Genomic DNA, 26,305 nt, shown 5'->3' on the forward strand with positions numbered 1-26,305 from the left:
TTAACACCGAAAAAGCAAACCTATTCAGCGGCATTAAACAACCTTCTCGATTTAGCTGTACTAGCTCGCATCTCGCTTTTCGTAACTCGTTGCTTATAACCCTTTTCGCGCGAAATAAATTTCACGCCTACATTAAACCGTAGGCGTTATGCTTGCATGGCGCGTTTGCGCAGCAACATCTTTTATAATATTCACGGCTAAAACCCTTCCTACAAGTGACACACATCACACACGTAGGAGGTGTTTTAACGCCGAAAAAGCAAACCCATTCAGCGATATTAAACAACCATCTCGATTTAGCTGTACTAGCTCGCATCTCGCTTTTCGTAACTCGTTGCTTACACCCCTTTCACGCCTACATTAAACCGTAGGCGTTATGCTTGCATGGCGTGTTTGCACTATTCACGTTCTAGCCGCCATTGTTTTAGCCAAGACATCATTCCCACACTGCTCAGCGGGTAGCTAAAATAATAACCTTGTGCGGCATATGTATTAAGTGATTTAACAAACTTCAGTTGCTCGAGTGTTTCAACACCTTCACAAATTACTTTAGCATTATTTTGCGTGTGCATATCGACCATACCCGATACTAAGCTGCGCACTTGGGCTTGATGCGCAAAGTCTGCGGTTAATGACGGTGCAACTTTAATGTATTCAACATTAAGGTTAGGTAACTTAGCCAACCAAACGGGGCTGTCTCCCAAGCCATCAACACACACTTTTATACCAATACTATTAAGCCGCGCGACCATGGCTTTACCTTGGTCATCTAACCCCATGAATAAGTCTAACGGACACTCTATAATTAAATCTCCGGGCTCTAAGCGATGCTCAGTTGCGATGCGGTCTACAAACTCTATAAACTCTTCATGAAGCATTTCAGGGCCAAACACATTGATACTCAATGGTAATTGAATACCTTCCATACGTAAGGCCATTGCAAGCTCTGCGGCACGCTCAATGACAAACGCAGCAACCGGATACCCAAGCCCCGCAACGCGAATATCATCAATAAACTTATTGGCCGCTAATATGCCTTGTTTGGGGTGTTGCCAACGCAGTAAGAGTTCTAAAAACTCAATATGCTCATCACTGTTACGAATCACGGGTTGAAAATACAGTTCAAGCTCACTGGCAAAATCAAGATGAGCAAGTTCACGTAATCGGGCTTGTTGCTCTAACTGTTCGATCATCATTTGTGATTGATACGGCACTATCGCTTTATCTGGGTTTGAATCAAGTGCAAGGTAAGCAAAAGAGATTAAATTATCAAAACTGTGATCAGGGTCGTTACAATTTACATAACTGGCACGCACTTTAACTTCAATGGTGCAATTGGCCACATTGAACGGCTTTAATGTCACTTGCCTTATTTGGCTAATTAATTGTTCATGAAGGTGCTTTTGCTCTTCAACCGCGCAAATAAACGCAAAGTTTAAGCCTCCTAAATGAGCCAGCTTGTCGACGCCCCCTGAGCGCCCTTTCATATTCAGAACTGCATCTGAGGTGAGCTGCTGTTTGATACGATTGGCCGATTGAGCCAGTAATAAATCACCAAAGTCACGGCCTATGTGCTGGTTAACGGTTTCGAATCCTTCGAGACGAATCACAACCAGCACACAGTTTTTTGAATACGCTTCACTGTATACTGCGAAGCTTTTTTCTAATCCTTTGCGATCGGGAAGCTCTTTTAGCGGGGTTTTATCTAAATCGTCGTGGCGGCTAGGCTCAACGGGAACCTCTTCGTCTTCTGCGGGCTCTTCGTAATTAAAAAAGCCTGACACACTGAGTATAACCACCGACAATACTAACCAATAAAAGGCAATATCAAGTAAAAAATGCGCAGAAAATAACACGGCAAAACAGAGTGCTGCCGACACACTGAGTGTGATTGCTAACCAGTTTGTCGTTCTAAATGCTTGCCACAGATGAAAGCACAGACTTATGGCCAGTAATAAAATAAGCCAAGGTGGCCCTACACTCAGGATTGCTAAGCCTAATACGCCATTAACGACTAGGCTTAACCTTAATACGGGATGATGGGTTACACACAAGGCACATATCATTGCCATAAAAACGGCACCAGCTAAAAAAACTGGTACAACATCACTACTTAAATTTACGAGGCTCGCAGTACTGCTCGCTAAACTGGCAATTAATGACATGTAATCCAAAATGCGTAAAAACTCTCTCTAACTTAGTCTACCCAAAATCCACAGATTTAACAGTTTATTTACGCCAAATTGGTAACTTAATTGCGCAGGATGGGATATTTGCCAATGGGCAATATCGGCACGCGCACCAACTTTAAGCACACCACGATCACTGAGGCCTAATGCCCCCGCTGCATTACGTGTTACCCCAGCTAATGCTTGCTCTGGTGTCATACGGAAAATAGTACATGCCATATTCATCATTAAGTGCAATGAACACAAAGGTGAAGTACCTGGGTTAAAGTCAGTAGAAATTGCGATAGGCACGTGGTATTGCTGTAGTAATTCAATCGGCGGGTATTTTGTTTCACGTAAAAAGTAAAAGGCACCCGGCAAGAGCACTGCCGTCGTGCCAGCGCTAGCCATTGCTTTAATACCCGCTTCATCAAGGTGTTCAATATGATCAGCGGATAAGCCATTAAACTCGGCGACTAACGCAGCACCATGTTGATTAGATAACTGCTCAGCATGAAGCTTCACTGGCAGGTTATGCTTTTTAGCTGCTTCAAAAACGCGTCGAGTTTGCTCGTTACTGAAACCTACATTTTCACAAAAAGCATCAACGGCGTCAGCAAGGTTTCCTGCAACCACTTGTTCTAACATCTCACCGCAGACAAGCTCAATATACTCATCGCTTCGGCCTTTGTATTCCGGCGGTAACGCATGAGCACCTAAGAATGTTGTCTTCACATCGACAGGGTGGTTTTCACCTAATAAGCGAGCAACTTCAAGTAATTTAATTTCGTTTTCACAATCTAAGCCATAACCAGACTTAATTTCTACGGTGGTCACCCCTTCGGCGTACAATGCATTTAAGCGCTCTTTCGCTGCAACAAATAGTGCTTCATGGTCTGCTTCGCGTGTGGCGCGAACCGTACTGGCAATGCCGCCACCGTTTGCTGCAATTTGCTCATAACTCACACCTTGCAGACGTTGTTCAAACTCCTCTGCACGGCTACCAGCAAATACAAGGTGAGTGTGACAATCAATTAACCCTGGTGTTAACCATTGCCCTTTTGCAGATACTGTTGGGGTTGCTAACACATCAAATTGTGGCAAGTCAGCCTGTGATCCTAGCCATGCTATTTTGCCGTCTTTTACAGCAATTGCAGCGTGTTCAAGCGCACCATATGGTGCATCAATTGCAGGGTCCATCGTCGCGATATTGGCATCTGTGATCAATAAATCCCAGTGTGCGTGATCATTATTCGTTGTGTGCATTTTTCACCTATACTGATGCGTCGGGTTTGGTCGTTTGAACCCTGTAACTTGAAATTGTTTAAAGTTTAACAACTCACCTTGTATATACAAGAAAATTATGCCACCTTGAAACACACTAAAAAGTTACCAATAACGTTCTCAGCATGAGTGTTCCTAAGTTTGCGCAAATAAAACAATTTATTCTTGAAAATATCCGCGCTGGTCACTGGCAAGAAAATGACCGTGTACCGTCAGAAAATGAGCTCACTAATCAATTTCAAGTGAGTAGAATGACAGCAAGACGCGCTTTATCAGAACTCACTGAAGCCGGTATTTTAACGCGCAATCAAGGGTTAGGCACATTTGTAGCAAGCTTCAAATCGCAATCTTCATTGCTAGAAATAAAAAACATTGCCGATGAGGTAAAAGCGCGAAATAGTCACTACAGTTGCACTATTTTGGTTATGGAATCGATACGTGCTATCGCCCCTATTGCCATTGCACTGAGTGTTGAAGTAGACAGCCATGTGTATCGCAGTGTTATTGTTCACAATGAAAACGAGCAACCACTGCAAGTTGAAGAGCGTTTCGTGAACCCTTTACTTGCCAAAGACTACTTACAGCAAGATTTTCACAACCAAACACCGCATGAATATTTATCGCGCGTCGCCCCACTCACCGAGGCACGCCACACGGTTGAAGCCGTTATGCCCAACCCTGAAATGTGTGAATGGCTCAACTTATATAACGAAGAGCCTTGTTTGCAAGTAATCCGCCGAACATGGTCATCACAAGGTATTGTGAGCTTTGCACGTCTTGTTTCACCCGGCAGTAAATACCGATTAGGCGGGCATTTAACCTTTAAAAAATAGCTAAATAGCGTGTTGGTAACTAAAGTTGAGCGCTTTAATGGCTTCACCATTAATAATTCGCTCCCCCACCTCATTGCTGGTAAAAGTAGGCGCTGGATTACCCTTCTCACGGCACTTTTCTCGATAGTAATCAGCTTTAGTTGGGTGAGCAGGATTAACGACGTTATAAACACTTTGTGCCACAGGCCAATGCGTAATAACACTAAATATTGCGTTAATTACATCTTGCTGATGAACCATATTAACGATTTGCTCACTTGAGCTAGACAACTCTTTACCTGCCACAAATTGTCCCGGCTCACGTTGTGGACCAACTAAACCAGCCAAACGTAATACTTTTCCACCCGCTTTTAATACGGCTTGCTCTGCATCGTATAGCTGTTGCTGACGGTCTGTTTGACACTCAATAATACTTGCTTCGTTGTAAAGCCCATTATCATTAGCATAAACCCCTGTTGACGAGCACAAAATAAAGCCTTTGCAATGCAATGAATCGGCAAGAGCCAGTCCTGCATTTAAGGTCTCTAAATAATTACTTTGCTGTTGCCTACTACGTGGAGGAATAGCACATACCCACCATGCATTTTCAAGGCTAACATCATGCTTAACTTTTCCCTGCTCAAGTAAGAATTGTCTATGAAAATCAAATTGATGTTCACTACTTCGATGTGTGCCTTGCACATCCCACTGTAATTTTTTGGCTTCAAAGCAAAGTGCCTGACCAAGCCACCCAGCACCAAGTACAACTATTTTATTATCAAAATTAACCATTTAATAATATCGCCTTATCTATATGTAATATTTTATTAATAAGCTTCGCTATGCAATGTAGCGATTTAGGTGCAAATATGATTAGATAACTAACTCTACCCGATAATAAAAACACGTGCACCTATGTTAAATAACCTTTCTTTACGTAAAAAAATATTATTACTCATCGGCGGAACGATAAGTGTATTACTTATCATCGCATCTAGTTTTTTTGTTAGCCATATTGCTGACCTATCACGTCAGGCTATCCAACGCGAAGCGGATAGCTACTTACAAAGTGAGCGGCTTTCAATGCAAAGTTACTTTGCCAAATACGGTAAAGTAGTTGAAACCTTTGTAACCAACCCGCACTTAGTAAATTGGTTTGATAATTGGAACAAGCGCGATCAAAGCCTTGAGAACCAACCCGGATACGACAGCGTTAACCAAGACTTTGTGCGTATTAGTGGCAACGACGACAATATTTTATCTGCCTTCTTCGCATCGGCGACAACCGGTGAGTACTTTAAAGAAAACGAACGCACCACCCACTACAATGGCCAGCCTTATTACGCTTATAAACGTGGCTGGTGGCAAGATGCCTTAAAGATCAACAAATTGTATGTTGGTCCTATTTCTGTTGATTTAACCACAGGCAACGCCTCAGCTGTAGTACAGCAACCTGTTTATAATAAACAAAACAAACTGGTTGGTTTTGGTGGGGTTGATTTACAACTTAACAATATCAACGACATGGTTGAAGATATTCGCTTTAACGGACAAGGGTTTGGCTTTTTACTTGATGGCAACCAAAAGGTGGTTCACTTATCTAAGCGCACCGGCCATAAACTGTCTGTGACAGACGAAGGTCCAAACGGCAAAGAAGGTCTTGATGCCCTCGAAAAACAATTTAGTGACACATCAGGCTTCAGCGAATTAAACCGCACCATGAAAAGCAACAAAGACGGCAGTGGTTTTGTCACCCTAAAAGGCGAGCAATATTACGTTGTATACAACCGCCTTGAATTAGAAAGCCCATACCTTGATTGGTATGTGGGTATTTTAATACCAACCAGCATGATCGAAGAGCCAGTACATGATGCAGTCATGACAACAACGACCTCTGTGATCATCATTTTAGCGATTATTATTGCGATGATCTTCTGGGCTACGCAAATGATCACTAAACCACTGACAAAACTTACTTATATCATGCGTGATATTGCTTCAGGTGATGGTGATTTAACCCAAAAAATCGAAATAAAGAGTCAAGATGAAGTTGGTCAGCTCGCTCACCACATGAATACCTTTATCGATAAATTACGTGCCATGATGCTTAATACAGCAGCCCAAGCTGAGCAGTTAAGCCAAGCGGCTTCACAGCTTAAAATCGTCTCTAAAAAAACCAACGACGAAATTCAGCAAGAAAAACAACAAGTTGACAGTGTTAGCGCCGCAGTAACAGAAATGGCCTCTACGGTACTCGAAATTTCGCGAAATGCGCAACACACCAACAATGCAGCCGAAGAAGTGCAAAGCATTACAGCCGATGGCACCAAGCGTTCAACGCAGGCGCAATCGGTGATGACCGCACTTGCCAGCCACATCGGTGAGGCATCTAAAGTTGTTGCAGGGCTTGAGCAAGAAAGCGGCAATATTGGCGCTGTTGTTGATGTAATCAACTCAATTGCAGAACAAACCAATTTACTGGCACTCAATGCAGCCATTGAAGCGGCGCGTGCAGGTGAGCAAGGGCGAGGCTTTGCGGTGGTTGCTGATGAGGTACGCTCACTGGCAAGTCGTACACAAGAGTCGACCGATGATATTCGTAATATGATCACGCGTTTACAGCAAATAGCTCAAAAAGCATCCACCATGATGCAGCAGGGTCAAGAGCGTGCAGAAGGCTCTGTAGAGCAAACTCAAATTGTACTGCAAGCTCTGCAAGATATTGCAGGCTCAGTGACGAATGTACAAGACCAGAGTCATCAAATTGCGACCTCAACTGAGCAACAAACGGTGGTTGCTGAGGACATTAATAATAGCCTCGCGGCAATTAACCATTTAGTAAATAGTACAGCAGATCATGCACATGAGTTAGCAGACGAAGCACGCGATCTCAATGAGCTAGCTATTTCACTTAATAAAACGGTTAATCAATTTAAGTTGTGATTAGTCATTGAATTGTTCTAGGTGTGTGTTCTTGCTACTTATCATAAGTAACAAATCAGGCACCATGCAGTCGTCAATAAGAAATTTTTAACGCTGCAAACGACAGGTCTAAATCATTCACACTGATTTGAATTGGTATTGAGATAGATTGCAGATGTAATTAAAAACCCGATGTCACCTGAAGATGACATCGGGTTTTTATCGTCAGCCTTCCTTGTTACCTGTGGCGTAACCGCTTTAGTAAGTTCCATAAATAGTTGCCACTGTTGCTCATTCCATGTAGCAACTCCCTTGTTGTTCAGTCCGTGTAATAATTGCGCTTGTACTTGTTCCATTTTGTCACCTCCTTACGCTAGCTTCATCCATATTTGGCTCCTAGCCTAAACCAAAATCCTTGGTGTTTATCCTTTCACTTTATCCATAAAGCGTTGCCATTGTGCGCTTGTCCATAACGCCTTGTTACTTCCTTGCTGTCCTTTGTGCTGTGTTACATTTTCCATACTGTAAATCTCCTTGCAGTGTTGTCATCCATTATTACGTGTGCATTTCCTTGCCGTACACCCATTCCTTTGAACCGTGATTATTATCGCTTACCGATAATATACACAGCATGAATCAAACCTGGAATGTACCCTAATAAGGTTAAAATAATATTAATCCAGAATTGTGCCCCCAAACCTACCTGTAAAAATACGCCAAGAGGCGGAATTAAAACCGAGAAAATAATGCGTATTAAATCCATAACTCACTCCTTGAAAAAGATAAGCCCAGCCAAAGCTGGGCTATGGGGCGTGCTATTATTCAGCAACAATCTTAAGTTCATCGATGACTTTACGCACATCTTCAGCATTTTCAGCAATGCTCACTGCTAATTGCTTTTCTGCATCTGACTTAACCGTACCTTTTAGTGTAACAACGCCTTTATCTGTATCGACATCAATATCAGTGCCGCCTACTTCAGAGTTAAATAAATAACGTGTGGTGATCACTGTACTGATCTTCGCATCAGTTAAGTCACTTTCTACTGAGTCACCTTTATCTGCACTTGCTGCCTTAGACTTCATGTTTTTCACAACCGTTAATTTGTTATCAACAGCAGTTACACCGTCTAGGCTAAGTACAAGCTCTTCGGCTAACTCTTTGTCTAATTCACTATCAACTTTACCGGTTAATACAACTTTGCCGTTTTTTACGTCTGTGTTGATATCAAAATTATTTAGGTTAGTGTTCATAAGAAGCACAGTTTCTGCCTTACCATCAATCCAAGCATCTTTACTTTCATTTTCCCAGTTGCTTGCCTGAGCACTCATACTTGTTGCACCAATTACTAACGCAGCAATCATAGTCTTGTTGAATGTATTCATAATCTTTCTCCTTTTGATTAAAGACGAGATAACTAATGCGACTACGATGCCAACTTTTTATTTTTATATTATTCAATAAGTTAAATAGATATTCAGCCATGATTTATATTCGTTTCGGTAATTATTTACAGACAATTCGGTAAGAAGTTCACTCTGTTATAAAAATGACTAATTAATTGTCAATCTTATTAATCTATGGTTAATTTAACGAATGAAAGCCCACACACAAAAACATAAACCAATGAATATTAATAAAATAATTTTTGGCCTACACTTTGCTTTGTGATTAACATAACTTTAAAACTCAACAGGGAATTATCATGGCCGTCAAACTCGAAGATCGCCCCATCGAGCAAGTAAGAGAAGAAGTAATCGATCAACTTATCTATAACTACAGTCATGCAGTTATTTCAGCAGAAGCATTTGAACGAAGACTAGACCAAGCAATGGAAGCCACCAGCAATGAGGTGTTAATTGAGCTGGTTGCTGACTTAGAGTTAACAGCAGATATTGACTACAAGTCACATAAACATGCGCAGTTTAAACCTCACTATGCACATGGTAGCGATGCAGAAAGCCTGCAACTACGCAGTATTTTAGGTTCCAACGAGCGTAGCGGCCAATGGCTAGTCCCGAAAGAAATTCACCTAACTAACTGTTTAGGCTCAATTGAATTAGACTTTAGTGAAGCCGTTTTTCAGCACCAGCATGTCACCATCTACGTAAACTGTATTTTAGGCAGCGACGAAATCTACGTGCCAGAACATGTAAATGTAGTGTCAAAGTTGTTTAGTGTGGTAGGTAGCGTTGAAAATAAATCGGTTGCACTCAATAAAGGGCAAGGCCCCACAATTACGATAGAAGGTAATGTTTGGCTAGGCTCAGTAGAGATTAAAGTCAAACGCACCATGAAAGAAAAGTTCATCAGCTTTGCCAACAGCCTAAAAGCCAGCTGGAAAGAAATGAATAGAGTGCAATAACGAAATGCGAGTTGCGAAACCCCCTCGCGCGAAATAAATTTCACGCCTACATTAAACCGTAGGCGTTATGCTTGCATGGCGCGTTTGCGCAGCAACGTCTTTTATAAGATTCACGGCTAAAGCCCCCTACAAAAGATACACACTACACTCGTGGGAGGCGTTTTAACTATACAAGCTCGCTTTTCGTCACTCGTTGCCTATAACCTTTCACGGCTAAAGCCCTTCCTACAAGTGATGCACACTTCACTCGTGGGAGGCGTTTTAACTATACAAGCTCGCATCTCGCTTCTCGTCACTCGTTGCTTACAACCCTTTCACGGCTAAAGCCCCTCCTACAAGTGATGCACACTACACACGTAGGAGGCGTTTTAACGCCGAAAAAGCAAACCTTTTAAGCGGTATTAACAACCATCTCGATTTAGCTCGCATCTCGCTTTTCGCAGCTCGTTGCTTACAACCTCTTCGCGCGAAATAAATTTCACGCCTACATTAAACCGTAGGCGTTATGTTTACATGGCGCGTTTGCGCAGCAACGTCTTTTATAAAACGGCTAAAGCCCCACCTACAAGTGACACACATCACACGTGGGAGGTGTTTTAACACCAAAAAAGCAAACCTGTTCAGCGGCATTAAACAACCATCTCGATTTAGCTGTACTAGCTCGCATCTCGCCTTTCGTAACTCGTTGCTTACACCCTTTCACGGCTAAAGCCCCTCCTACAAGTGACACACATCTCACACGTGGGAGGCGTTTTAACGCCGAAAAAGCAAACCTTTTAAGCGACATTAAACACCCTTCACGGTTTAGCTCGCATCTCGCTTTTCGTCACTCGTTGCTTATTAATCTCGCTTCTCGTTACTTATTTCGCTCGTACTTCGCTGCTCGTTTTTTTCATCGCTAAAGATCATTATTTCTTTCACTTGGGATGTCACTGAAATATTCGACAAACTCGACTTCAAAGCCTGCGGGGTCAATAAAATACACGTTTTTTCGGTAAGGGTTTTCAGGGCCTAATTTATCCACTTCGTAGCCTGCATCTACAAGGCGTTCAATCACGGCATTAATATCGTGTGTCACATAAGCAAAGTGAGCAAGGCCCACTTGATGGCCCGATAAATCGCGATTTTCATCTTCACCATTATCGCTGAATGCGATGTACTGGTAATCATCACCAAAGTGCAGCCATTTACGCGGCTTTCCAGACCAGGTGCTGTCGCCTTGGCTTCTTACTCGCCAATGAGGGAACGCGGCTTTATAAAAATGCAGCATGGCGTCAACATTACTTACGACTAGGTTTATGTGTTCTAAATGCATAGCGAATTTCCTTTTAAATTATGAAACTGCCAGTACGATAAAACCTAAAGTTTAGTTGAGGTAAAGCATTTTTTAATAAAAAAGCCCCACTTTATTAAGTGAGGCTTTATGATGCTTCGTTGCGTGTTAGCTTCCTGCTATCTGCATTTGTTCAATCAGTACAGAGCCCGTTTGAATCCCGCCACGACGTTCAATATCGCCACCCAGCCCGACAACCGCTTTAAACATATCTTTAAGGTTGCCTGCGATTGTTATCTCGCTGACAGGGTATTGAATCTCGCCGTTTTCTACCCAAAAGCCCGCTGCGCCACGCGAGTAATCACCTGTTACCGTGTTGACCCCCTGCCCCATGAGTTCTGTAACTAATAAGCCGGTGCCCATGGTGTTTAACAGCGCTTTTAAATCAGCGTGCGTTTGCTCAACTAACCAGTTGTGGATCCCGCCCGCATGACCGGTTGGTGCCATTGATAATTTACGAGCCGCATAGCTTGCTAATAGGTAAGTTTGCAGCTCACCGCCTTGAATAATTTCACGGTCGACTGTTTTTAAGCCTTCTGCATCAAACGGTGATGAAGCAAGGCCTTTTAATAAATGCGGACGCTCAGAAATATTCACACAATCGCTGAACACTTTGGTGCCTAAACTATCGAGTAAAAAGCTCGATTTACGATAAAGTGCACCACCGCCAATCGCCGACACTAAATGGCCAAACAACGAGTTGGCAATATCTGCTCTAAAAATAACGGGCACTTTCATGGTACCGAGTTTTTGACTATTAAGTTTAGCGAGTGTTTCTGTAGCCGCTTCAAGACCCACTTTTGCAGCATCGTTTAAATCGTCTTTATGGCGAGCAACAGTGTATGCAGAGTCACGCTGCATTTGCTCACCTTCTTTGCCAATCACCATGGTGCTTATACTGTGGCGAGTACGCGGGTAACCGGCAATCATGCCATGGCTGTTACCATATACGCGAAGCCCTTGGTGAGACGAAAAGCTCGCACCATCAGAATTTACAATACGCTCATCAGCATTTAATGCGGCCTGCTCAGCTTGATGACACAACTCAATACCTTGCTCTGGGCTGACATCCCACGGGTGATATAAATCTAAATCTTGTGGTGCAAATTCAAGTAGTTCTTTATCGGCAATACCGTTGAATGGATCGTCAGATGTAAACTTAGCAATATCAATTGCTTTTTCGACCACAGTACGTAACGTTTTTGGGTTTAAGTCGGCGGTTGATGCCGAGCCTTTATTATTACCCACATACACACTGATACCTAAGCCACCATCTTGGTTAAACTCTATTGTTTCAACTTCTCCCATTCGCGTGCTAACAGACAAACCTGACGTGCTCGACATTGCAGCTTCTGCAGCGGTTGCTCCGAGCTTTTTAGCATGCTCAAGAACTTCGCTTACGGCATCTTTCACTTGTGAAATATGTTGATAAATAGGATCTTTCATCTTCGGTGTCCTAGGCTATGATATTTTTTATAGTGTAGCGAATGCTAACACACTGCGAGACGTGCATCAGCTAATATTAATCATTAACTAAATGGCGTATAATAGTGAATAGTTAAGTTTACCGGATGAGCATCCTTATGGCGAAGAAGAAAAAGCCTGCAATTGAAGAAGAAATTATTTACGTATCAAAAAGCGAATTAAAGCGTGAGGCAATGCAATATCACGATCTTGGCGCTGAAATCGCAGGGATGGCTAAAAAGCAACGCGACCGCTTACCATTAAACGACGAGCTTAAAGAAGCCCTAGTCGTTGCAGATAAAGTTAGCGATAAAAGCGATGCTTACCGTCGTAACTTAAACTATATTGCAAAAGTACTACGTACCACTGAAAACGTTGATGAAATTCAAGCCATGATTGACATCATGCTGAACAAGAATAACCAAGCTGACGTATTAATGAATAAAATAGAAAAGCTTCGTGATGACTTGATCAAGCAAGGTGATGACTTAATCAACCCGACTATTGAGCAGTATCCATCGCTTGAGCGTCAAAAAATGCGTCAACTAGTGCGTAATGCAACCAAAGAAGTTAAAGCCGAAAAACCGGCAAAGAGTTACAAAGAGTTATTCCAGTATCTAAAAGATGCGATTATGGTTTAAGTCTCTTTTAATATAAAAAGCCGCTTAATGTAAATTATGCGGCTTTTTTTATAGCCATTGCGGCGTTAAAACGCCTCCTACAATTCCTGTAGGAACGGCTTTAGCCGTGAACAAAACACAATAACCATAAACAATTCGGCGTTAAAACGCCTCCTACAATTCCTGTAGGAACGGCTTTAGCCGTGAATATGACACAATAACCATAAACATTTCGGCGTTAAAACGTCTCCTACAACGCCTGTAGGAACGGCTTTAGCCGTGAACAAAACACAACAACCATAAACAATTCAGCATTAAAACGCCTCCTACAACGCCTGTAGGAACGGCTTTAGCCGTGAACATGACACAATAACCATAAACAATTCGGCATTAAAACGTCTCCTACAATTCCTGTAGGAACGGCTTTAGCCGTGAACAAAACACAATAACCATAAACATTTCGGCGTTAAAACGCCTCCTACAACACCTGTAGGAACGGCTTTAGCCGTGAACATGACACAATAACCATAAACACTTCGGCGTTAAAACGCCTCCTACAACACCTGTAGGAACGGCTTTAGCCGTGAATGGTAAAATTTAACTATAAATAGATACAATCCCAATAAGGATAATCACGCACATTTTTAACAATTCCAGCCCTCAACGGGTTTGCAATAATGTACCGCGATACGTCTCGTAAATGCTCTTCACTCCGGATCAAAGAATCATAATACCCTGGCTGCCAAATTTTTCTTTTTGGGCTTGCTGACTTGTTTATCAAATATGAACTTTTCCCTTTAACTTCTCTCATTAATGTCGCTAAAGGTACTTTATCTTGTAACTGAAATAACCAATGTAGATGATCAGGCATTACAACGAAGCAAATTGTTCTGGTTTTAATATCTTCTATAGCCTTTAAGGTATTAATTAAGACTCGAGCATTATTAAAGTCAGAAAAATAACAGTTTCTATCAAGAGTTGAAGTTGTAACACTGTAGTAATGAAAGGGAGTTGATACCCTATGTTTTCTTAGATTTTGATAATGTGCGGTCATCCATAACCCTCCATTCACTGTATTAAACCTAGCCAAAGATATAACAGAATCAAGATAAATATACATAGAAACGGCTTTAACCGTGAACATTAAATACAATAACCATAAACACTTCGGCGTTAAAACACCTCCTACAATGATATACATACAAAAAAGGCTCTGAGCAAACACTCAGAGCCTTCTTTTCAAACCGTGGTTTATTACCAGATCTTCACACGATCTTCTGGTTTGATATACATTTTGTCGCCTTCTTTCACGTCAAATGCCTCATAGAACTCAGGCATGTTTGAAAGAATACCAATTACACGGTAGTGGCTTGGTGAATGAGGGTCTGTCATTAGGCGGGTACGTAACTCTTCATCACGATATTTACGACGCCAGATTTGTGACCAGCCCATAAAGAAACGTTGCTCGCCAGTATAGCCGTCAATCACTGGCGCTTTTTGATCACCAAGTGATAATTGATAGGCCGTATAAGCAACTGTTAAGCCACCTAAGTCACCAATGTTTTCACCAAGTGTCAGCTCACCATTTACGCTTGCATCTTCAAATGGCTTGTACTCATTGTACTGAGCAACAAGTTGACCTGTGCGCTCTTCAAACTGTTTAAGATCTGATTCGCTCCACCAGTTACGTAGGTTACCGTCACCATCATATTTTGCGCCTTGGTCGTCGAAACCATGGCCTAGTTCGTGGCCGATTACCGCACCGATAGCACCGTAGTTTACTGCGTCATCGGCTTCTAGGTTAAAGAATGGCGGTTGTAAAATAGCTGCAGGGAATACAATTTCGTTATTCACTGGATTGTAGTAAGCGTTAACCGTTTGTGGTGTCATGTGCCACTCAGAGCGGTCTACCGGCTTACCTATTTTTGCAGTCATGTCTGCAAATTCCCACTCGCTGTAGCGAATGTAGTTACCAACGAGGTCATCACCTTTAATTTCAAGCGATGAGTAGTCTTTCCACTTGTCTGGATAACCAATTTTAGGCGTGAACTTATCAAGCTTCTCTTTCGCAGCAAGTTTCGTTTCAGGGCTCATCCATTCAAGACCTTCAATCGCAACTGCGTAGCCCTTAATTACGTTATCAACCAGCTCTTCCATACGCGCTTTTGCTTCAGGCGGGAAGTTATCTTTCACGTATACTTTACCTAGAATTTCGCCTAACACACCGTTAGACGCATCAACTGCTTTTTTCCACAGAGGTGATTGCTCTGTCACACCACGAAGTGTTGTGCTGTAAAAATCAAAGTTAAGGTCTACTAGCTCTTTATTTAAAAGACCTGCGTAATTGCTCACAAAATGGAATTTAAGGTAGTTCTGCCATGTTGCTAAATCAGTATCGCTATAGATACCTGCAAATTTTTCTAGGTAGCTAGGCTGGCGAACGATTACGTCGTCGGTTTTAACGCCCGATGCATCAAAATACGCAGCTAAATCGAACTCACCCGTCAATTTATTCGCATCAGCAATGCTCATCTTGTTATAAGATTTGGTTGCATCACGGCTTTCAACGCGGCTCCACTGTGCATCAGCAATACTTGTTTCAAGTGCGATGATATTTTTTGCAGCAGCTTCTGCATCAGCAACACCCGCTTTGCTTAAGATAGCAGTAATGTATGCTTCATAGGCTGCGCGAATCTTGGTGAATTTTTCATCATCTTTTAAGTAGTAATCACGGTCAGGTAAACCTAGGCCTGATTGGTAAACATACATCGCGTTTTCGCTTGAGTTTTTCGCGTCGTTATTTACGTACCAACCAAATGGTAAGCTTCCGCCTTTAATACGTAACTCAGCCATTAATGTAACGAGGTCTGATTTATTCTTAACTGCGTCAACACTTTCAAGAATTGGCGTTAATGGTTTGATACCCGCAGCTTCGCGGCCTGCTTCGTCCATATAGCTGTTATAGAAAGCAGCTAATTTAGCTTCGTCAGAGCCTGGCTTAACATTTTTATTTGCTGCGGCTTTTTCGAGTACTTCTTTCATCGCTTTTTGCGAATCATCATAAAGCTGAGTGAATGAACCGTAGTTTGATTTATCACCTGGAATTTCTGTTTTTTCTAGCCATTCACCGTTAACGTGATAGTAAAAGTCATCTTGTGCACGAACAGACTTGTCCATGTTCGCCAGTTCAATACCTGAATCTAAAGGTGCTTTTGCTTCAGTGACGGTTGCCGTTGCAGGTGTTTTAATTTCTTGTTCTTTTTCACCACAACCAACAAGACCAAGTGCAAGCGCAATACTTGCAGCGGTAAGTGTTACTTTTTTCATGGGAGTCCTGTACTTAATTGTTTTTGAAGTATCTATTGAAAAACCATAATAGCAGGTAGTTTTTCGCTTCCCCCATAATAAACCTCATATGCAAAACAATAAAATCGAATATGTAACAATTTTTATCAAAAAGGGATGAGCTGCATATTTGAACGATGAAACAAAAAATTAGAGGTTAAAAGATAGAAAATAGAAAATAGAAAATAGAAAATAGAAAATAGAGGTTAGAGGTTAGCCACCTTCGCGCGAAATAAATTTCACGCCTACATTAAACCTTAGGCGTTATGCTTGCATGGCGCGTTTGCGCAGCAACATCTTTTATAAGATTCACGGCTAAAGCCCTTCCTACAAGTGACACACATCACACTCGTGGGAGGCGTTTTAACGCCGAAAAAGCAGACCTTTTCAGCAGTATTAAATAACCTTCTCGGTTTAGCAGTACTAGCTCGCATCTCGCTTTTCGTGACTCGTTGCTTATAACCCTTTCACGGCTAAAGCCCTTCCTACAAGTGACACACATCTCACATGTGGGAGGTGTTTTAACGCCGAAAAAGCAACCCTATTCAGCGGTATTAAACAACCAGCTCGGTTTAGCTGTACTAGCTCGCACCTCGTACTTCGTAACTCGTTGCTTATAACCCTTTCACGGCTAAAGCCCTTCCTACAAGTGACACACATTACACTCGTGGGAGGTGTTTTAACGCCGAAAAAGCAAACCTATTCAGCGACATTAAACAACCTTCACGGCTTAGCTCGCATCTCGCTTTTCGCAGCTCGTTGCTTATAACCCCTTCGCGCGAAATAAATTTCACGCCTACATTAAACCGTAGGCGTTATGCTTGCATGGCGCGTTTTCGCAGCAACGTCTTTTATAGGACTCACGGCTAAAGCCCTTCCTACAAGTAATACACACTACACTCGTGGGAGGTGTTTTAACGCCGAAAAAGCAGACCTTTTCAGCAGTATTAAATAACCTTCTCGGTTTAGCTCACATCCAACATCTCGCTTCTCGAAACTCGTTGCTTATTTATCTCGTTGCTTATTTATCTCGTTACTTATTTAAAACGTTGCTTTATCTTTTCAACTATTTCGACGTTGGCGGCTGGGAACGCATAGTCATCAAGTTCATTAATGGGTACCCACTTACCTTGCTGACCCTCAGCGCCATGGGCTTCGCCTGTAAAGTTATCAACTATATGAACATCTAAACGCACACATTTATCGCCGTAATCGTGTTCGATAACCATTAATTCATCACTGCCATTAACCGTCAGGTTTACTTCTTCTAACAGCTCACGTTGTAACGCTGCAAACACGCTTTCGCCCTGCTCGACCTTGCCACCAGGGAACTCCCATAAGCCACCTTGATGTTTATCGTCTGGGCGCTTACAAATAAATAATTGTTGGTCTTTATAAATTACACCGACTGCGACATGCACTATTTTCTTAGTCATTTTATATTTCCTCAATCATAAAAAAAGCGACGCAAGCGTCGCTTTTTATCTCAGTGTTTTGGTTACTTTAATTTACCACAACACTGTTTAAACTTTTGACCTGAACCACATGGGCACGGCTCATTACGGCCTACTTTAGGCTCTGCACGATGGCTAACTACAGCACCTTGTGGCGTTTCGCCGCCAATGTGCTCAGCTTCTTCGTGTTGGTATTCACGTGGTGCATTTTCGCTACGACGATGTTGCTCTTCTACCTTTTCAACATCTTCTTCTGCACGTACTTGAACTTTACTTAAAATACTCACTACGTCGATTTTTAAGTTTTCAAGCATTTCAGAGAATAGCTCGAATGATTCACGCTTGTACTCTTGCTTCGGATTCTTCTGTGCATAACCACGTAAGTGGATACCTTGACGAAGATGATCCATTGCAGCCAAGTGATCTTTCCAGTGTTGGTCTAGGCTTTGTAGCATAATCGCTTTTTCGAATTGACGTAGTACTGAATCGCCTACCATCTCTTCTTTTTGCTTGTATGCTTGCTCAACAGCTTCTTCAATACGCTCACGCAGTTTTTCTTCGTAAAGTTTACTGTCTTCAGCTAGCCATTGTGAAATTGGCAGCTCAATTAAGAAATCTTGCTTTAAGCGTTCTTCTAGGCCTGGAATATCCCACATTTCCGCTAAGCTTTGCGGTGCAATGTATTGGTCAATCATGCCATTAAGAACATCGCTGCGGATTGCAGTGATAGTTTCTGAAATATCGCCTTCTTCAAGTAGTTCGTTACGCTGCGAGTAAACTACGCGACGTTGGTCGTTTGCAACATCATCGTACTCAAGAAGTTGTTTACGTACATCGAAGTTACGCGCTTCAACTTTACGTTGTGCGTTTTCGATTGCACGGTTAACCCAAGGGTGCTCAATTGCTTCGCCACGTTGCATGCCCAGTTTACGCATCATGTTAGTCATGCGCTCACCCGCGAAGATACGCATTAACGCATCATCCATTGATAAGTAGAAACGGCTCGAACCTGCGTCACCTTGACGACCTGAACGACCACGTAACTGGTTATCGATACGGCGCGACTCGTGACGCTCAGTACCAATGATGTGTAAACCACCTGCTTCGATTACTGCATCATGGCGCTTTTGCCACTCTTCTTTAATCGTTTTGATTTGCTCATCAGTTGGGTTTTCTAGCTTTTCAATTTCGCTGTGCCAGTTACCACCTAACACGATATCGGTACCACGACCGGCCATGTTAGTGGCAATCGTTACTGTGCCAGGTAAGCCCGCGTCAGCAACAATGTCGGCTTCTTGCGCGTGGAATTTAGCATTGAGTACATTGTGCTTAATTTTTTCTTTACGTAAGAATTGCGATAAGTACTCAGAACTTTCGATAGAAATAGTACCCACAAGTACTGGCTGACCACGTTCTTGACAGTCTTTAATATCGGCAAGGATGGCTTCGTACTTTTCTTCTTGTGTTAAATACACAAGATCGGCACGGTCATCACGGATCATCGGTTTATTGGTTGGCATTACAACCGTGTCTAAACCATAAATAGACTGGAACTCAAACGCTTCTGTGTCTGCTGTACCCGTCATACCCGCTAACGTGTCGTATAAACGGAAGTAGTTTTGGAATGTGATTGATGCCAATGTTTGGTTTTCGTTTTGAATGCGTACACCTTCTTTTGCTTCAACAGCTTGGTGTAAACCTTCTGACCAACGACGGCCTTCCATTGTACGGCCTGTGTGCTCATCAACGATAATTACTTCGTTTTCTTTCACAACGTAATCAACATCTTTTTGATAAAGCTTGTGCGCACGCAGTGCTGCGTAAACATGGCTCAATAATGTGATACTTGAAGCTGAATAAAGTGAATCACCTTCTTCGATTAAGCCACGCTCAATCAGTAGTTCTTCAACCTTAATTTGGCCACGCTCAGTTAAATGAACCTGCTTAGACTTTTCATCGATAGTAAAGTCGCCGTCGCCTTCAACGCCTTCTTCGTCTTCTTTTTCTTGCAGCTCAAGTTCTGGCACAATCTTGTTGATTTCGATGTAAAGCTCAGAGCTGTCTTCAGCCGGGCCTGAGATAATAAGCGGCGTACGCGCTTCATCGATTAGGATTGAATCCACCTCATCCACTACGGCATAGTAAAGTGGGCGTTGAACACGCTCGTCAATGCTAAATGCCATGTTATCGCGAAGATAATCAAAGCCAAATTCGTTATTTGTACCGTAAGTAATGTCGGCGCTGTAAGCCACTTTCTTTTGCTGTGGCATCATGCCTGGCACATTACAGCCTACGGTTAGGCCTAGAAATTCAAATAATGGACGGTTGGTTTCTGCGTCACGCTTTGCAAGGTAGTCGTTCACGGTAATAACATGAACACCTTTACCCGTTAAACCACGTAAGTATGCAGGCAATGTTGCCGTTAGTGTTTTACCTTCACCGGTACGCATTTCTGCGATACGGCCTTGGTGTAATACCATACCACCTAGTAGCTGTACGTCGAAATGACGCATGCCATTTACACGCTTAGATGCTTCACGTACCACAGCAAATGCTTCTGGTAGAATATCATCTAGGCTTTGTCCGTTATCGTAACGCTCTCTAAATTCTGCTGTTTTTGCTTTTAGATCTTCATCAGAAAGCGCTTCCAATTGCGTTTCAAGCGCATTGATCAGTGCGACCGTCTTTCTTAGGTTTTTAATAGTGCGGTCATTGCGACTACCAAAAATCTTGGTAAATAAATTAGATATCATGATAAAACCGTTACAATATATTCTTTGTTAGCTACTCGTTAGCTAACCCACTTTCTACAATTGATAATTAATATGCGCTTATGCTTATGATGTAGAGCATATTAATTAACAATTTATCTGTACGCTGTTCAAAACACCGCTTATTTCGTGCGCTATCATACCAGAGTCTGCGCAACATCAAACCATCTCAGCGTGAAGATATGGAATTTCAGCAAGAAAATTTAAAAATCAGCCGTAAACTTTAGTTTAACCCCGCAAAAAAATACGAAAATTAAACCACCCGATAGATATGGCGACATTCGAAATAAAATCAAGATGTGGGGTGAAAAAAGGCGATTTGGTTAGTGGTTAGTGGTTAGTGGTTAGTGGTTAGTGGTTAGTGGTTAGTGGTTAGAACAAAATAAATCCTCTTTAACCTCAAGCAAGCTGCGTGAAGTGACTTCTAATATCTAATTTCTAATATCTAATTTCTAATTTCTAATATAAACCTTCGCGCGAAATAAATTTCACGCCTACAAGTTACTTCTTTCGCCCGTGCAATGCTAAGCGCTCAAGTTTTTCTTTCAGTGATGGCGGTGCATCAGCGGCAATAGCCGTTAAGTAATCAGCTGTTTGCTCGCTCATTTGGCGCTTAGAAACGGGTTTATTGTCGTGTTTTGGTGAGGCTGATAAACGTTGGGTTGCTTGCGGATTCGCTGTTATTTTAATTTGCCCAAGCTCTGCCATACCCGCAGCACGAAAGTGCGAAAGCATATCCATTTTTAAATAATTTAAACGCAGCGCAATAGGCGCAGACACAGCTTCGATCATTAACGTACCATCACGATAGTTACTTACGCGGCATTTTTTAGACAGTACTTCCCCTAAAAACTCATCAAGAATAGCTTGTTGGCTCGAAAGACCTTGCGTTTTTCCAGCATACGACGCAAGACGGCCACTCAAGCCAGCCATAATATCGCCAAGCGCTTTTGGCGCGTATCTATCTTTTGCCATAATTATCTACCTAAACGGTTTTATTGCCTACCAAAGAGAATATACCACCGACCGCCAAGGTAAAGCGAGAATAACAAGATGTGCGAGAACCGAGATACGAGCTGCGAGCTGTAAAGTACCTTCGCGCGAAATAAATTTCACGCCTACATTAGTTCGTAACTCGTTACTATAACCCTTTCACGGCTAAAGCCCCTCCTACAAGTGATACATATCACACATGTGGGAGGTGTTTTAACGCCGAAAAAGCAAGCCTTTTCAGCGACATTAAACAACCAGCTCAATTTAGCTCGCATCTCGTAACTCGTTGCTTACAACCTCTGCACGCAAAATAAATCTCACGCCTACATTAAACCGTAGGCGTTATGCTTGGATGGCGCGTTTGCGCAGCAACGTCTCTATTAAAATTCACGGCTAAAGCCCTTCCTACAAGTGATACACACTACACACGTAGGAGGCGTTTTAACGCCGAAAAAGCAAACCTGTTCAGTGACATTAAACAACCGGCTCAATTTAGCTCGCATCTCGCTTTTCGTAACTCGCTGCTTATTTATCTCGTTACTTATAATTTCACGGTTCAAGCCCCTCCTACGCCGTAAATATTTCTGGTAAACTTTTCCTTTGTTTTTTCACTCTGTATGCGCAATGACACAACACTCTCTAACTTTAATCGTATTGGCGGGCGGACTTGGTAGCCGTTTTGGTGGAAATAAGCAAATTGCTGAGATCCTTGGCCTTGGTTGTACCATTATGGAACTCAGTATTGCCGATGCAGTAAACGCGGGGGTAAGCCAAGTTGTCATCGTGATTAATAAAAAAATACGTGCAGAGTTCGAGGCCACCATTTTACCTCGCTTACCTAAATCACTCGATATTGTGCTCGTAGAACAAGAAATCACAGCGATACCCGCTAAATTTAGCTCTTTAGCCACAACGCGCACTAAACCTTGGGGTACAGGCCACGCACTTTTATGTGCAAAACCGTTTGTTCATAACCCTGCCATTGTGATCACCGCCGATGATTATTACGGTGCTTCATCATTCGAGATTATCGCAGAACATTTTAAACACAACTCGCAGTGGGCAATGGTTGGCTACCCAATTAAAGACACGCTTTCAATGCAAGGTGGCGTTAACAGAGGGGTATGTAAGGTAGATCAGCAAGGTTATCTTATCGATGTGGTTGAGTATTTAGATATAAAACGTGAGAACAACACGCTTTATGGAAATAACCCTCACGGTGAACAATGCGAAATAGCGAATGATGCACTAGGCTCAATGAGCTTTTGGGGAATTACACCGCGTATTTTTGAGTATTTAGAGAGTGGTTTTTCTGAGTTTCTAGAAGATAATGACAACGGTGTCACAAAAGAGTATTATTTGCCTGACCAAATCCAAACAGCAATCAAAAACACATTTCAATCAGTGGCTGTCTACCAGGCTCAATCTGCTTGGTATGGTGTTACTTACAGATCAGAGCTAGAAAAGGTTTCAAAAAAGCTTTATGAATTACATCACGGACGAACTAACAACAAGCACACCTGTTCAAATGCAAATTAAAAGTGAATTTCCTATGAAGTCTAACCCAGTTGCAGCGCATTTATCTGAATGTTTTGGCCTAAACAAAGTGGATGTAAGTCTAAAACCAATTGGCAACGGCCACATCAACACCACAATGCTTTTAAAAACGGATGAACATGCGCTAGTTGTGCAAAAGCTCAATACCGATGTGTTTCCACACCCAGAGCAACTGGTCGAAAATGCACGTTTGATTGAACAGCATTTAACAGAAAAACACCAAAAAGGTGAGTATGATTTAGACATTATTCGCCATGTACCCACAATAAAAAATGACTTTTTGGTTGAGTACGATCACGGTGTATGGCGTGCACTCGAATTTATTGGCGGCAGTTATAGCGAAGATGTTGTTGCAACGATTTCGCAGGCGCAAACTGCAGCCAATGCATTTGGACAATTCGCTCTAGCATTGCAAGACTTTGAAGCCGATCAGCTGCATCATGTCATTCCTAATTTTCATAATTTAGCGATGCGTTTTGACGCTTTCAAAAAGGTCGTCGAACATGACCCAGCAAGCAGAGTTGCGCTTTGCCAAAGCGATATTGATTTTTGCTTAAACCAATATACGCTAGTCGATGAGCTAAAAGAGCTTGAAGGTAAAATTCCACTTAGACCTTGCCATAACGACACGAAAATAAACAACATGCTTTTTTGTAAGCAGTCAGATGATGCCAAAGCCGTTATCGACCTAGATACCTGCATGCCAGGCTACTGGTTGTTTGATTTTGGTGATATGGTGCGTACATTCTGTTCACCAGAACAAGAAGACTCTACGAATTTAAGCAACGTGCGCGTTCGCGAAGAGATCTTCGCCGCTATCGTAAAAGGTTATGTAGAACCGTTAAAAGAGGTTATTACCGACGCCGAAAAAGAAAGCTTTTGGCTTGGTACAAAAGTCATGACCTTTATGATTGGCCTGCGCTTTTTAACCGACTTTATCGATGGTGATAACTACTTTGCCACCAAGCACGCACACCATAACCTAGAACGTGCCCGCAACCAGTTTGCCCTATACCGCGATATTCTCGCCAAAGAGCATACCCTTAAAGCGATTTTAGAGATAAATAAGGGATGAACTGAAGTAGAGGTTAGAAGTTAGAAGTTAGAGGTTAGAGGTTAGAGGTTAGAGGTTAGAGGTTAGAGGTTAGAGGTTAGAGGTTAGAGGTTAGAGGTTAGAGGTTAGAGGTTAGCCATCTTCGCGCGAAATAAATTTCACGCCTACATTAAACCGTAGGCGTTATGCTTGCATGGCGCGTTTGCGCAGCAACATCTTTTATAAAATTCACGGCTAAAGCCCCTCCTACAAGTGACACACATCTCACATGTGGGAGGTGTTTTAACGCCGAAAAAGCAACCCTATTCAGCGGTATTAAACAACCAGCTCGGTTTAGCTGTGCTAGCTCGCATCTCGCTTCTCGTAACTCGTTGCTTACAACCCTTTCACGGCTAAAGCCCTTCCTACAAGTGATACACACCTCACATGTGGGAGGCGTTTTAATGCCGAAAAAGCAAACCCATTCAGCAATATCAAACAACCTTCACGGTATAGCTCGCATCTCGCTTCTCGTAACTCGTTACTTATTTATCTCACAGTTCGCTGCTCGTGGTTTATTTATCTCGCATCTCGTACTTCGCTACTCGTTACTCGTTACCTATGCCTTATCATCCGTTGCTCTAACAACCAATAACCTCTATGCTGAAAACTACCCCATTAATACCGAAGGTATATTATGCATATAAAACACCATGGAGCGGTGAACGGCGTAACTGGCTCATGCCACCAGCTATTCATAAACGACTCGGCTTCTTTACTTGTTGATTGTGGTTTGTTTCAGGGAGAAGAAAGCAAACACGATCTTAATATCGAATTTGATATTTCAACATTAAAAGCGCTTCTTGTTACCCATTGCCACATTGATCATGTTGGTCGTATTCCATACCTACTCGCAGCAGGTTTCAGAGGGCCTATTTATACCTCTTTGGCAAGTGCTAAACTCCTGCCCATGGTGATTGAAGATGCTTTAAAAGTAGGCGTCACCCGCGATGAAAGCATGATCCGCACTTGCCTTAAATTACTTAAACGACAAATTATTGCGATTGATTTTAATCAGTGGCATGTTCTCGATGACTTACAGCTAAAAACAAAGTTTCGTTTACAGCGTGCTGGGCATATTTTAGGCTCAGCTTATATTGAAATTGAACTTGGCAGTAAACCAAATACACATCGCGTCGTTTTTTCTGGTGATTTAGGCGCCCCCTATACACCACTGTTACCTACTCCTAAGCCGCCTTATAAAGCTGATACTCTCGTTATTGAATCAACCTACGGCGATAAGAACCATCAGGGCAGAAAAGAGCGAGTAATAATGCTTAAAAAGGTTATTGAGCGAGCTGTAAGCGACAATGGAGTGGTGCTTATACCTGCCTTTAGTATTGGCCGAACGCAAGAGCTGCTATACGAGCTTGAACAAATTATTCATGCCGCGAGTAAACGCTCCATGTGGCATACACTACAAATTATTGTAGACTCACCCATGGCGGCAAATTTCACTACTGAGTACCTGCACTTTAAAGAACTGTGGGACGACGAAGCTAAAAAAAGAATAAACCAAGGCCGCCATCCGCTCGATTTTAGCCAGTTACATACCATCGACACTCACCAAGAGCATCAAGCACTTATTAACTTTTTAGATTCTAAACAACAGCCTGCCATTATTATTGCAGCAAGTGGCATGTGCAGCGGTGGCAGAATTGTGAATTATCTAGCTCGCTTTTTACCAGACAAAACAACCGACGTCATTTTTGTAGGCTATCAAGGAGAAGGAACACTTGGGCGCGATATTCAAACCTATGGCCCACGCGGTGGTTATGTATTTATAAATAACGAAAAAGTAACCATAAACGCACAAATACACACAATTAGCGGCTACAGCGCCCACGCAGATCAAACCGGATTAATTAAGTTTGTAACCGGTATGCGTAAAAAACCCCGTTTAATTAAAATCGTTCATGGCGATGAACAAGCAAAACAGACATTAGCAAAAAAACTCGAACAGGCTTTAGGAAAAGAAATAGGAATAGGAATAGAAATAGAAATAGAAATAGTGGTTAGAAGTTAGAAGTTAGAGGTTAGAGGTTAGAGGTTAGAGGTTAGAGGTTAGAGGTTAGAGGTTAGAGGTTAGAGGTTAGAGGTTAGAGGTTAGAGGTTAGAGGTTAG

21 protein-coding genes are annotated in these 26,305 nt (G+C 42.3%); 8 read left to right on the plus strand and 13 right to left on the minus strand.

Annotation, left to right across the window (positions count from 1 at the left end):
• Nucleotides 1-398: 398 nt before the first annotated feature.
• Both ACSSVW_RS19975 and hutI read right to left on the minus strand, forming a co-directional pair.
• The gene (locus ACSSVW_RS19975) at nt 399-2,072 is read right to left on the minus strand and encodes an EAL domain-containing protein (RefSeq protein ID WP_454180043.1); all 1,674 of its coding nucleotides are present in this window, start codon (nt 2,070-2,072) and stop codon (nt 399-401) included.
• A 120-nt stretch (nt 2,073-2,192) separates the two neighbouring features.
• Complete coding sequence (gene hutI, locus ACSSVW_RS19980) at nt 2,193-3,434, minus strand: imidazolonepropionase (protein ID WP_454180033.1); 1,242 nt, start codon at nt 3,432-3,434, stop codon at nt 2,193-2,195.
• 143 nt (nt 3,435-3,577) lie between these two features.
• On the opposite strand from hutI, the gene hutC reads away from it, so the two are divergent.
• On the plus strand, nt 3,578-4,285 hold the full coding sequence (hutC, locus tag ACSSVW_RS19985; RefSeq protein ID WP_036973226.1) for a histidine utilization repressor: 708 nt from the start codon (nt 3,578-3,580) through the stop codon (nt 4,283-4,285).
• On the opposite strand, the gene ACSSVW_RS19990 is transcribed toward hutC, so the two are convergent.
• Entirely contained in the window at nt 4,286-5,056 is a 771-nt protein-coding gene (locus tag ACSSVW_RS19990) for a Rossmann-fold NAD(P)-binding domain-containing protein (RefSeq protein ID WP_036973227.1), read from the minus strand. It lies immediately after the preceding gene.
• Between the two features lie 123 nt (nt 5,057-5,179).
• On the opposite strand from ACSSVW_RS19990, the gene ACSSVW_RS19995 reads away from it, so the two are divergent.
• The gene (locus ACSSVW_RS19995; protein ID WP_065979378.1) at nt 5,180-7,207 is read left to right on the plus strand and encodes a methyl-accepting chemotaxis protein; all 2,028 of its coding nucleotides are present in this window, start codon (nt 5,180-5,182) and stop codon (nt 7,205-7,207) included.
• A 113-nt stretch (nt 7,208-7,320) separates the two neighbouring features.
• Here the strand turns inward: ACSSVW_RS19995 and ACSSVW_RS20000 are convergent, their stop codons facing one another.
• The 3 genes from ACSSVW_RS20000 to ACSSVW_RS20010 form a co-directional block, all read right to left on the minus strand.
• On the minus strand, nt 7,321-7,542 hold the full coding sequence (locus ACSSVW_RS20000) for a hypothetical protein (protein WP_036973229.1): 222 nt from the start codon (nt 7,540-7,542) through the stop codon (nt 7,321-7,323).
• Nucleotides 7,543-7,790: 248 nt separating this feature from the next.
• Nucleotides 7,791-7,949: a YqaE/Pmp3 family membrane protein gene (locus tag ACSSVW_RS20005; RefSeq protein ID WP_036973230.1), complete on the minus strand. Its 159-nt coding sequence runs from the start codon at nt 7,947-7,949 to the stop codon at nt 7,791-7,793.
• A 55-nt stretch (nt 7,950-8,004) separates the two neighbouring features.
• Nucleotides 8,005-8,571, minus strand: coding sequence for a BON domain-containing protein (locus tag ACSSVW_RS20010; protein WP_036973231.1), 567 nt, complete (start codon nt 8,569-8,571; stop codon nt 8,005-8,007).
• A gap of 320 nt (nt 8,572-8,891) precedes the next feature.
• Here ACSSVW_RS20010 and ACSSVW_RS20015 point away from each other — a divergent pair, with 320 nt between their 5' ends.
• The gene (locus tag ACSSVW_RS20015) at nt 8,892-9,551 is read left to right on the plus strand and encodes a LiaF domain-containing protein (protein ID WP_036973233.1); all 660 of its coding nucleotides are present in this window, start codon (nt 8,892-8,894) and stop codon (nt 9,549-9,551) included.
• Between the two features lie 898 nt (nt 9,552-10,449).
• On the opposite strand, the gene ACSSVW_RS20020 is transcribed toward ACSSVW_RS20015, so the two are convergent.
• Together ACSSVW_RS20020 and pmbA are read right to left on the minus strand one after the other, a co-directional pair.
• Nucleotides 10,450-10,866, minus strand: a complete 417-nt coding sequence (locus ACSSVW_RS20020; protein ID WP_118844667.1) for a VOC family protein — start codon at nt 10,864-10,866, stop codon at nt 10,450-10,452.
• 126 nt (nt 10,867-10,992) lie between these two features.
• Nucleotides 10,993-12,330, minus strand: a complete 1,338-nt coding sequence (gene pmbA, locus ACSSVW_RS20025; protein ID WP_036973235.1) for a metalloprotease PmbA — start codon at nt 12,328-12,330, stop codon at nt 10,993-10,995.
• Nucleotides 12,331-12,467: 137 nt separating this feature from the next.
• On the opposite strand from pmbA, the gene yjgA reads away from it, so the two are divergent.
• Nucleotides 12,468-12,989 carry a ribosome biogenesis factor YjgA gene (gene yjgA / locus ACSSVW_RS20030; RefSeq protein WP_036973236.1) on the plus strand — a complete coding sequence of 174 codons (522 nt, stop codon included), beginning with the start codon at nt 12,468-12,470 and terminating at the stop codon, nt 12,987-12,989.
• Nucleotides 12,990-13,569: 580 nt separating this feature from the next.
• Here yjgA and ACSSVW_RS20035 read toward each other — a convergent pair.
• The 5 genes from ACSSVW_RS20035 to ACSSVW_RS20055 form a co-directional block, all read right to left on the minus strand.
• Nucleotides 13,570-14,169 carry an REP-associated tyrosine transposase gene (locus tag ACSSVW_RS20035; RefSeq protein ID WP_454180037.1) on the minus strand — a complete coding sequence of 200 codons (600 nt, stop codon included), beginning with the start codon at nt 14,167-14,169 and terminating at the stop codon, nt 13,570-13,572.
• 53 nt (nt 14,170-14,222) lie between these two features.
• Entirely contained in the window at nt 14,223-16,295 is a 2,073-nt protein-coding gene (locus ACSSVW_RS20040; protein WP_074989859.1) for a M13 family metallopeptidase, read from the minus strand.
• Nucleotides 16,296-17,350: 1,055 nt separating this feature from the next.
• Nucleotides 17,351-17,749 (minus strand): 8-oxo-dGTP diphosphatase MutT, encoded by a 399-nt coding sequence (mutT, locus tag ACSSVW_RS20045; RefSeq protein WP_036973238.1) that lies wholly within the window; start codon nt 17,747-17,749, stop codon nt 17,351-17,353.
• A gap of 62 nt (nt 17,750-17,811) precedes the next feature.
• Entirely contained in the window at nt 17,812-20,520 is a 2,709-nt protein-coding gene (gene secA, locus ACSSVW_RS20050) for a preprotein translocase subunit SecA (protein WP_036973239.1), read from the minus strand.
• Nucleotides 20,521-21,039: 519 nt separating this feature from the next.
• On the minus strand, nt 21,040-21,513 hold the full coding sequence (locus ACSSVW_RS20055; protein ID WP_454180038.1) for a DUF721 domain-containing protein: 474 nt from the start codon (nt 21,511-21,513) through the stop codon (nt 21,040-21,042).
• 642 nt (nt 21,514-22,155) lie between these two features.
• Here ACSSVW_RS20055 and ACSSVW_RS20060 point away from each other — a divergent pair.
• The 4 genes from ACSSVW_RS20060 (at nt 22,156) to ACSSVW_RS20075 (ending at nt 26,207) form a co-directional block, all read left to right on the plus strand.
• Nucleotides 22,156-23,070, plus strand: coding sequence for an NTP transferase domain-containing protein (locus ACSSVW_RS20060; RefSeq protein WP_454180039.1), 915 nt, complete (start codon nt 22,156-22,158; stop codon nt 23,068-23,070).
• 13 nt (nt 23,071-23,083) lie between these two features.
• The gene (locus tag ACSSVW_RS20065; RefSeq protein ID WP_454180044.1) at nt 23,084-24,163 is read left to right on the plus strand and encodes a phosphotransferase enzyme family protein; all 1,080 of its coding nucleotides are present in this window, start codon (nt 23,084-23,086) and stop codon (nt 24,161-24,163) included.
• Nucleotides 24,164-24,585: 422 nt separating this feature from the next.
• Nucleotides 24,586-24,828, plus strand: coding sequence for a hypothetical protein (locus ACSSVW_RS20070; RefSeq protein ID WP_454180040.1), 243 nt, complete (start codon nt 24,586-24,588; stop codon nt 24,826-24,828).
• Nucleotides 24,819-26,207 carry an MBL fold metallo-hydrolase RNA specificity domain-containing protein gene (locus tag ACSSVW_RS20075; protein ID WP_454180041.1) on the plus strand — a complete coding sequence of 463 codons (1,389 nt, stop codon included), beginning with the start codon at nt 24,819-24,821 and terminating at the stop codon, nt 26,205-26,207. Before ACSSVW_RS20070 ends, ACSSVW_RS20075 begins: the two co-directional genes overlap by 10 nt.
• The last annotated feature ends 98 nt before the right edge of the window (nt 26,208-26,305 follow it).

This window comes from Pseudoalteromonas sp. MBR-15 (assembly GCF_053628915.1).

Bases quoted from the DNA above. Each gene is read 5' to 3' on its own strand.
- ACSSVW_RS19975 (WP_454180043.1), bottom strand. From the start codon at position 2,072: ATGGCAATGATATGTGCCTTGTGTGTAACCCATCATCCCGTATTAAGG.
- hutI (WP_454180033.1), bottom strand. From the start codon at position 3,434: ATGCACACAACGAATAATGATCACGCACACTGGGATTTATTGATCACA.
- hutC (WP_036973226.1), top strand. From the start codon at position 3,578: ATGAGTGTTCCTAAGTTTGCGCAAATAAAACAATTTATTCTTGAAAAT.
- ACSSVW_RS19990 (WP_036973227.1), bottom strand. From the start codon at position 5,056: ATGGTTAATTTTGATAATAAAATAGTTGTACTTGGTGCTGGGTGGCTT.
- ACSSVW_RS19995 (WP_065979378.1), top strand. From the start codon at position 5,180: ATGTTAAATAACCTTTCTTTACGTAAAAAAATATTATTACTCATCGGC.
- ACSSVW_RS20000 (WP_036973229.1), bottom strand. From the start codon at position 7,542: ATGGAACAAGTACAAGCGCAATTATTACACGGACTGAACAACAAGGGA.
- ACSSVW_RS20005 (WP_036973230.1), bottom strand. From the start codon at position 7,949: ATGGATTTAATACGCATTATTTTCTCGGTTTTAATTCCGCCTCTTGGC.
- ACSSVW_RS20010 (WP_036973231.1), bottom strand. From the start codon at position 8,571: ATGAATACATTCAACAAGACTATGATTGCTGCGTTAGTAATTGGTGCA.
- ACSSVW_RS20015 (WP_036973233.1), top strand. From the start codon at position 8,892: ATGGCCGTCAAACTCGAAGATCGCCCCATCGAGCAAGTAAGAGAAGAA.
- ACSSVW_RS20020 (WP_118844667.1), bottom strand. From the start codon at position 10,866: ATGCATTTAGAACACATAAACCTAGTCGTAAGTAATGTTGACGCCATG.
- pmbA (WP_036973235.1), bottom strand. From the start codon at position 12,330: ATGAAAGATCCTATTTATCAACATATTTCACAAGTGAAAGATGCCGTA.
- yjgA (WP_036973236.1), top strand. From the start codon at position 12,468: ATGGCGAAGAAGAAAAAGCCTGCAATTGAAGAAGAAATTATTTACGTA.
- ACSSVW_RS20035 (WP_454180037.1), bottom strand. From the start codon at position 14,169: ATGTATATCATTGTAGGAGGTGTTTTAACGCCGAAGTGTTTATGGTTA.
- ACSSVW_RS20040 (WP_074989859.1), bottom strand. From the start codon at position 16,295: ATGAAAAAAGTAACACTTACCGCTGCAAGTATTGCGCTTGCACTTGGT.
- mutT (WP_036973238.1), bottom strand. From the start codon at position 17,749: ATGACTAAGAAAATAGTGCATGTCGCAGTCGGTGTAATTTATAAAGAC.
- secA (WP_036973239.1), bottom strand. From the start codon at position 20,520: ATGATATCTAATTTATTTACCAAGATTTTTGGTAGTCGCAATGACCGC.
- ACSSVW_RS20055 (WP_454180038.1), bottom strand. From the start codon at position 21,513: ATGGCAAAAGATAGATACGCGCCAAAAGCGCTTGGCGATATTATGGCT.
- ACSSVW_RS20060 (WP_454180039.1), top strand. From the start codon at position 22,156: ATGACACAACACTCTCTAACTTTAATCGTATTGGCGGGCGGACTTGGT.
- ACSSVW_RS20065 (WP_454180044.1), top strand. From the start codon at position 23,084: ATGAAGTCTAACCCAGTTGCAGCGCATTTATCTGAATGTTTTGGCCTA.
- ACSSVW_RS20070 (WP_454180040.1), top strand. From the start codon at position 24,586: ATGCCGAAAAAGCAAACCCATTCAGCAATATCAAACAACCTTCACGGT.
- ACSSVW_RS20075 (WP_454180041.1), top strand. From the start codon at position 24,819: ATGCATATAAAACACCATGGAGCGGTGAACGGCGTAACTGGCTCATGC.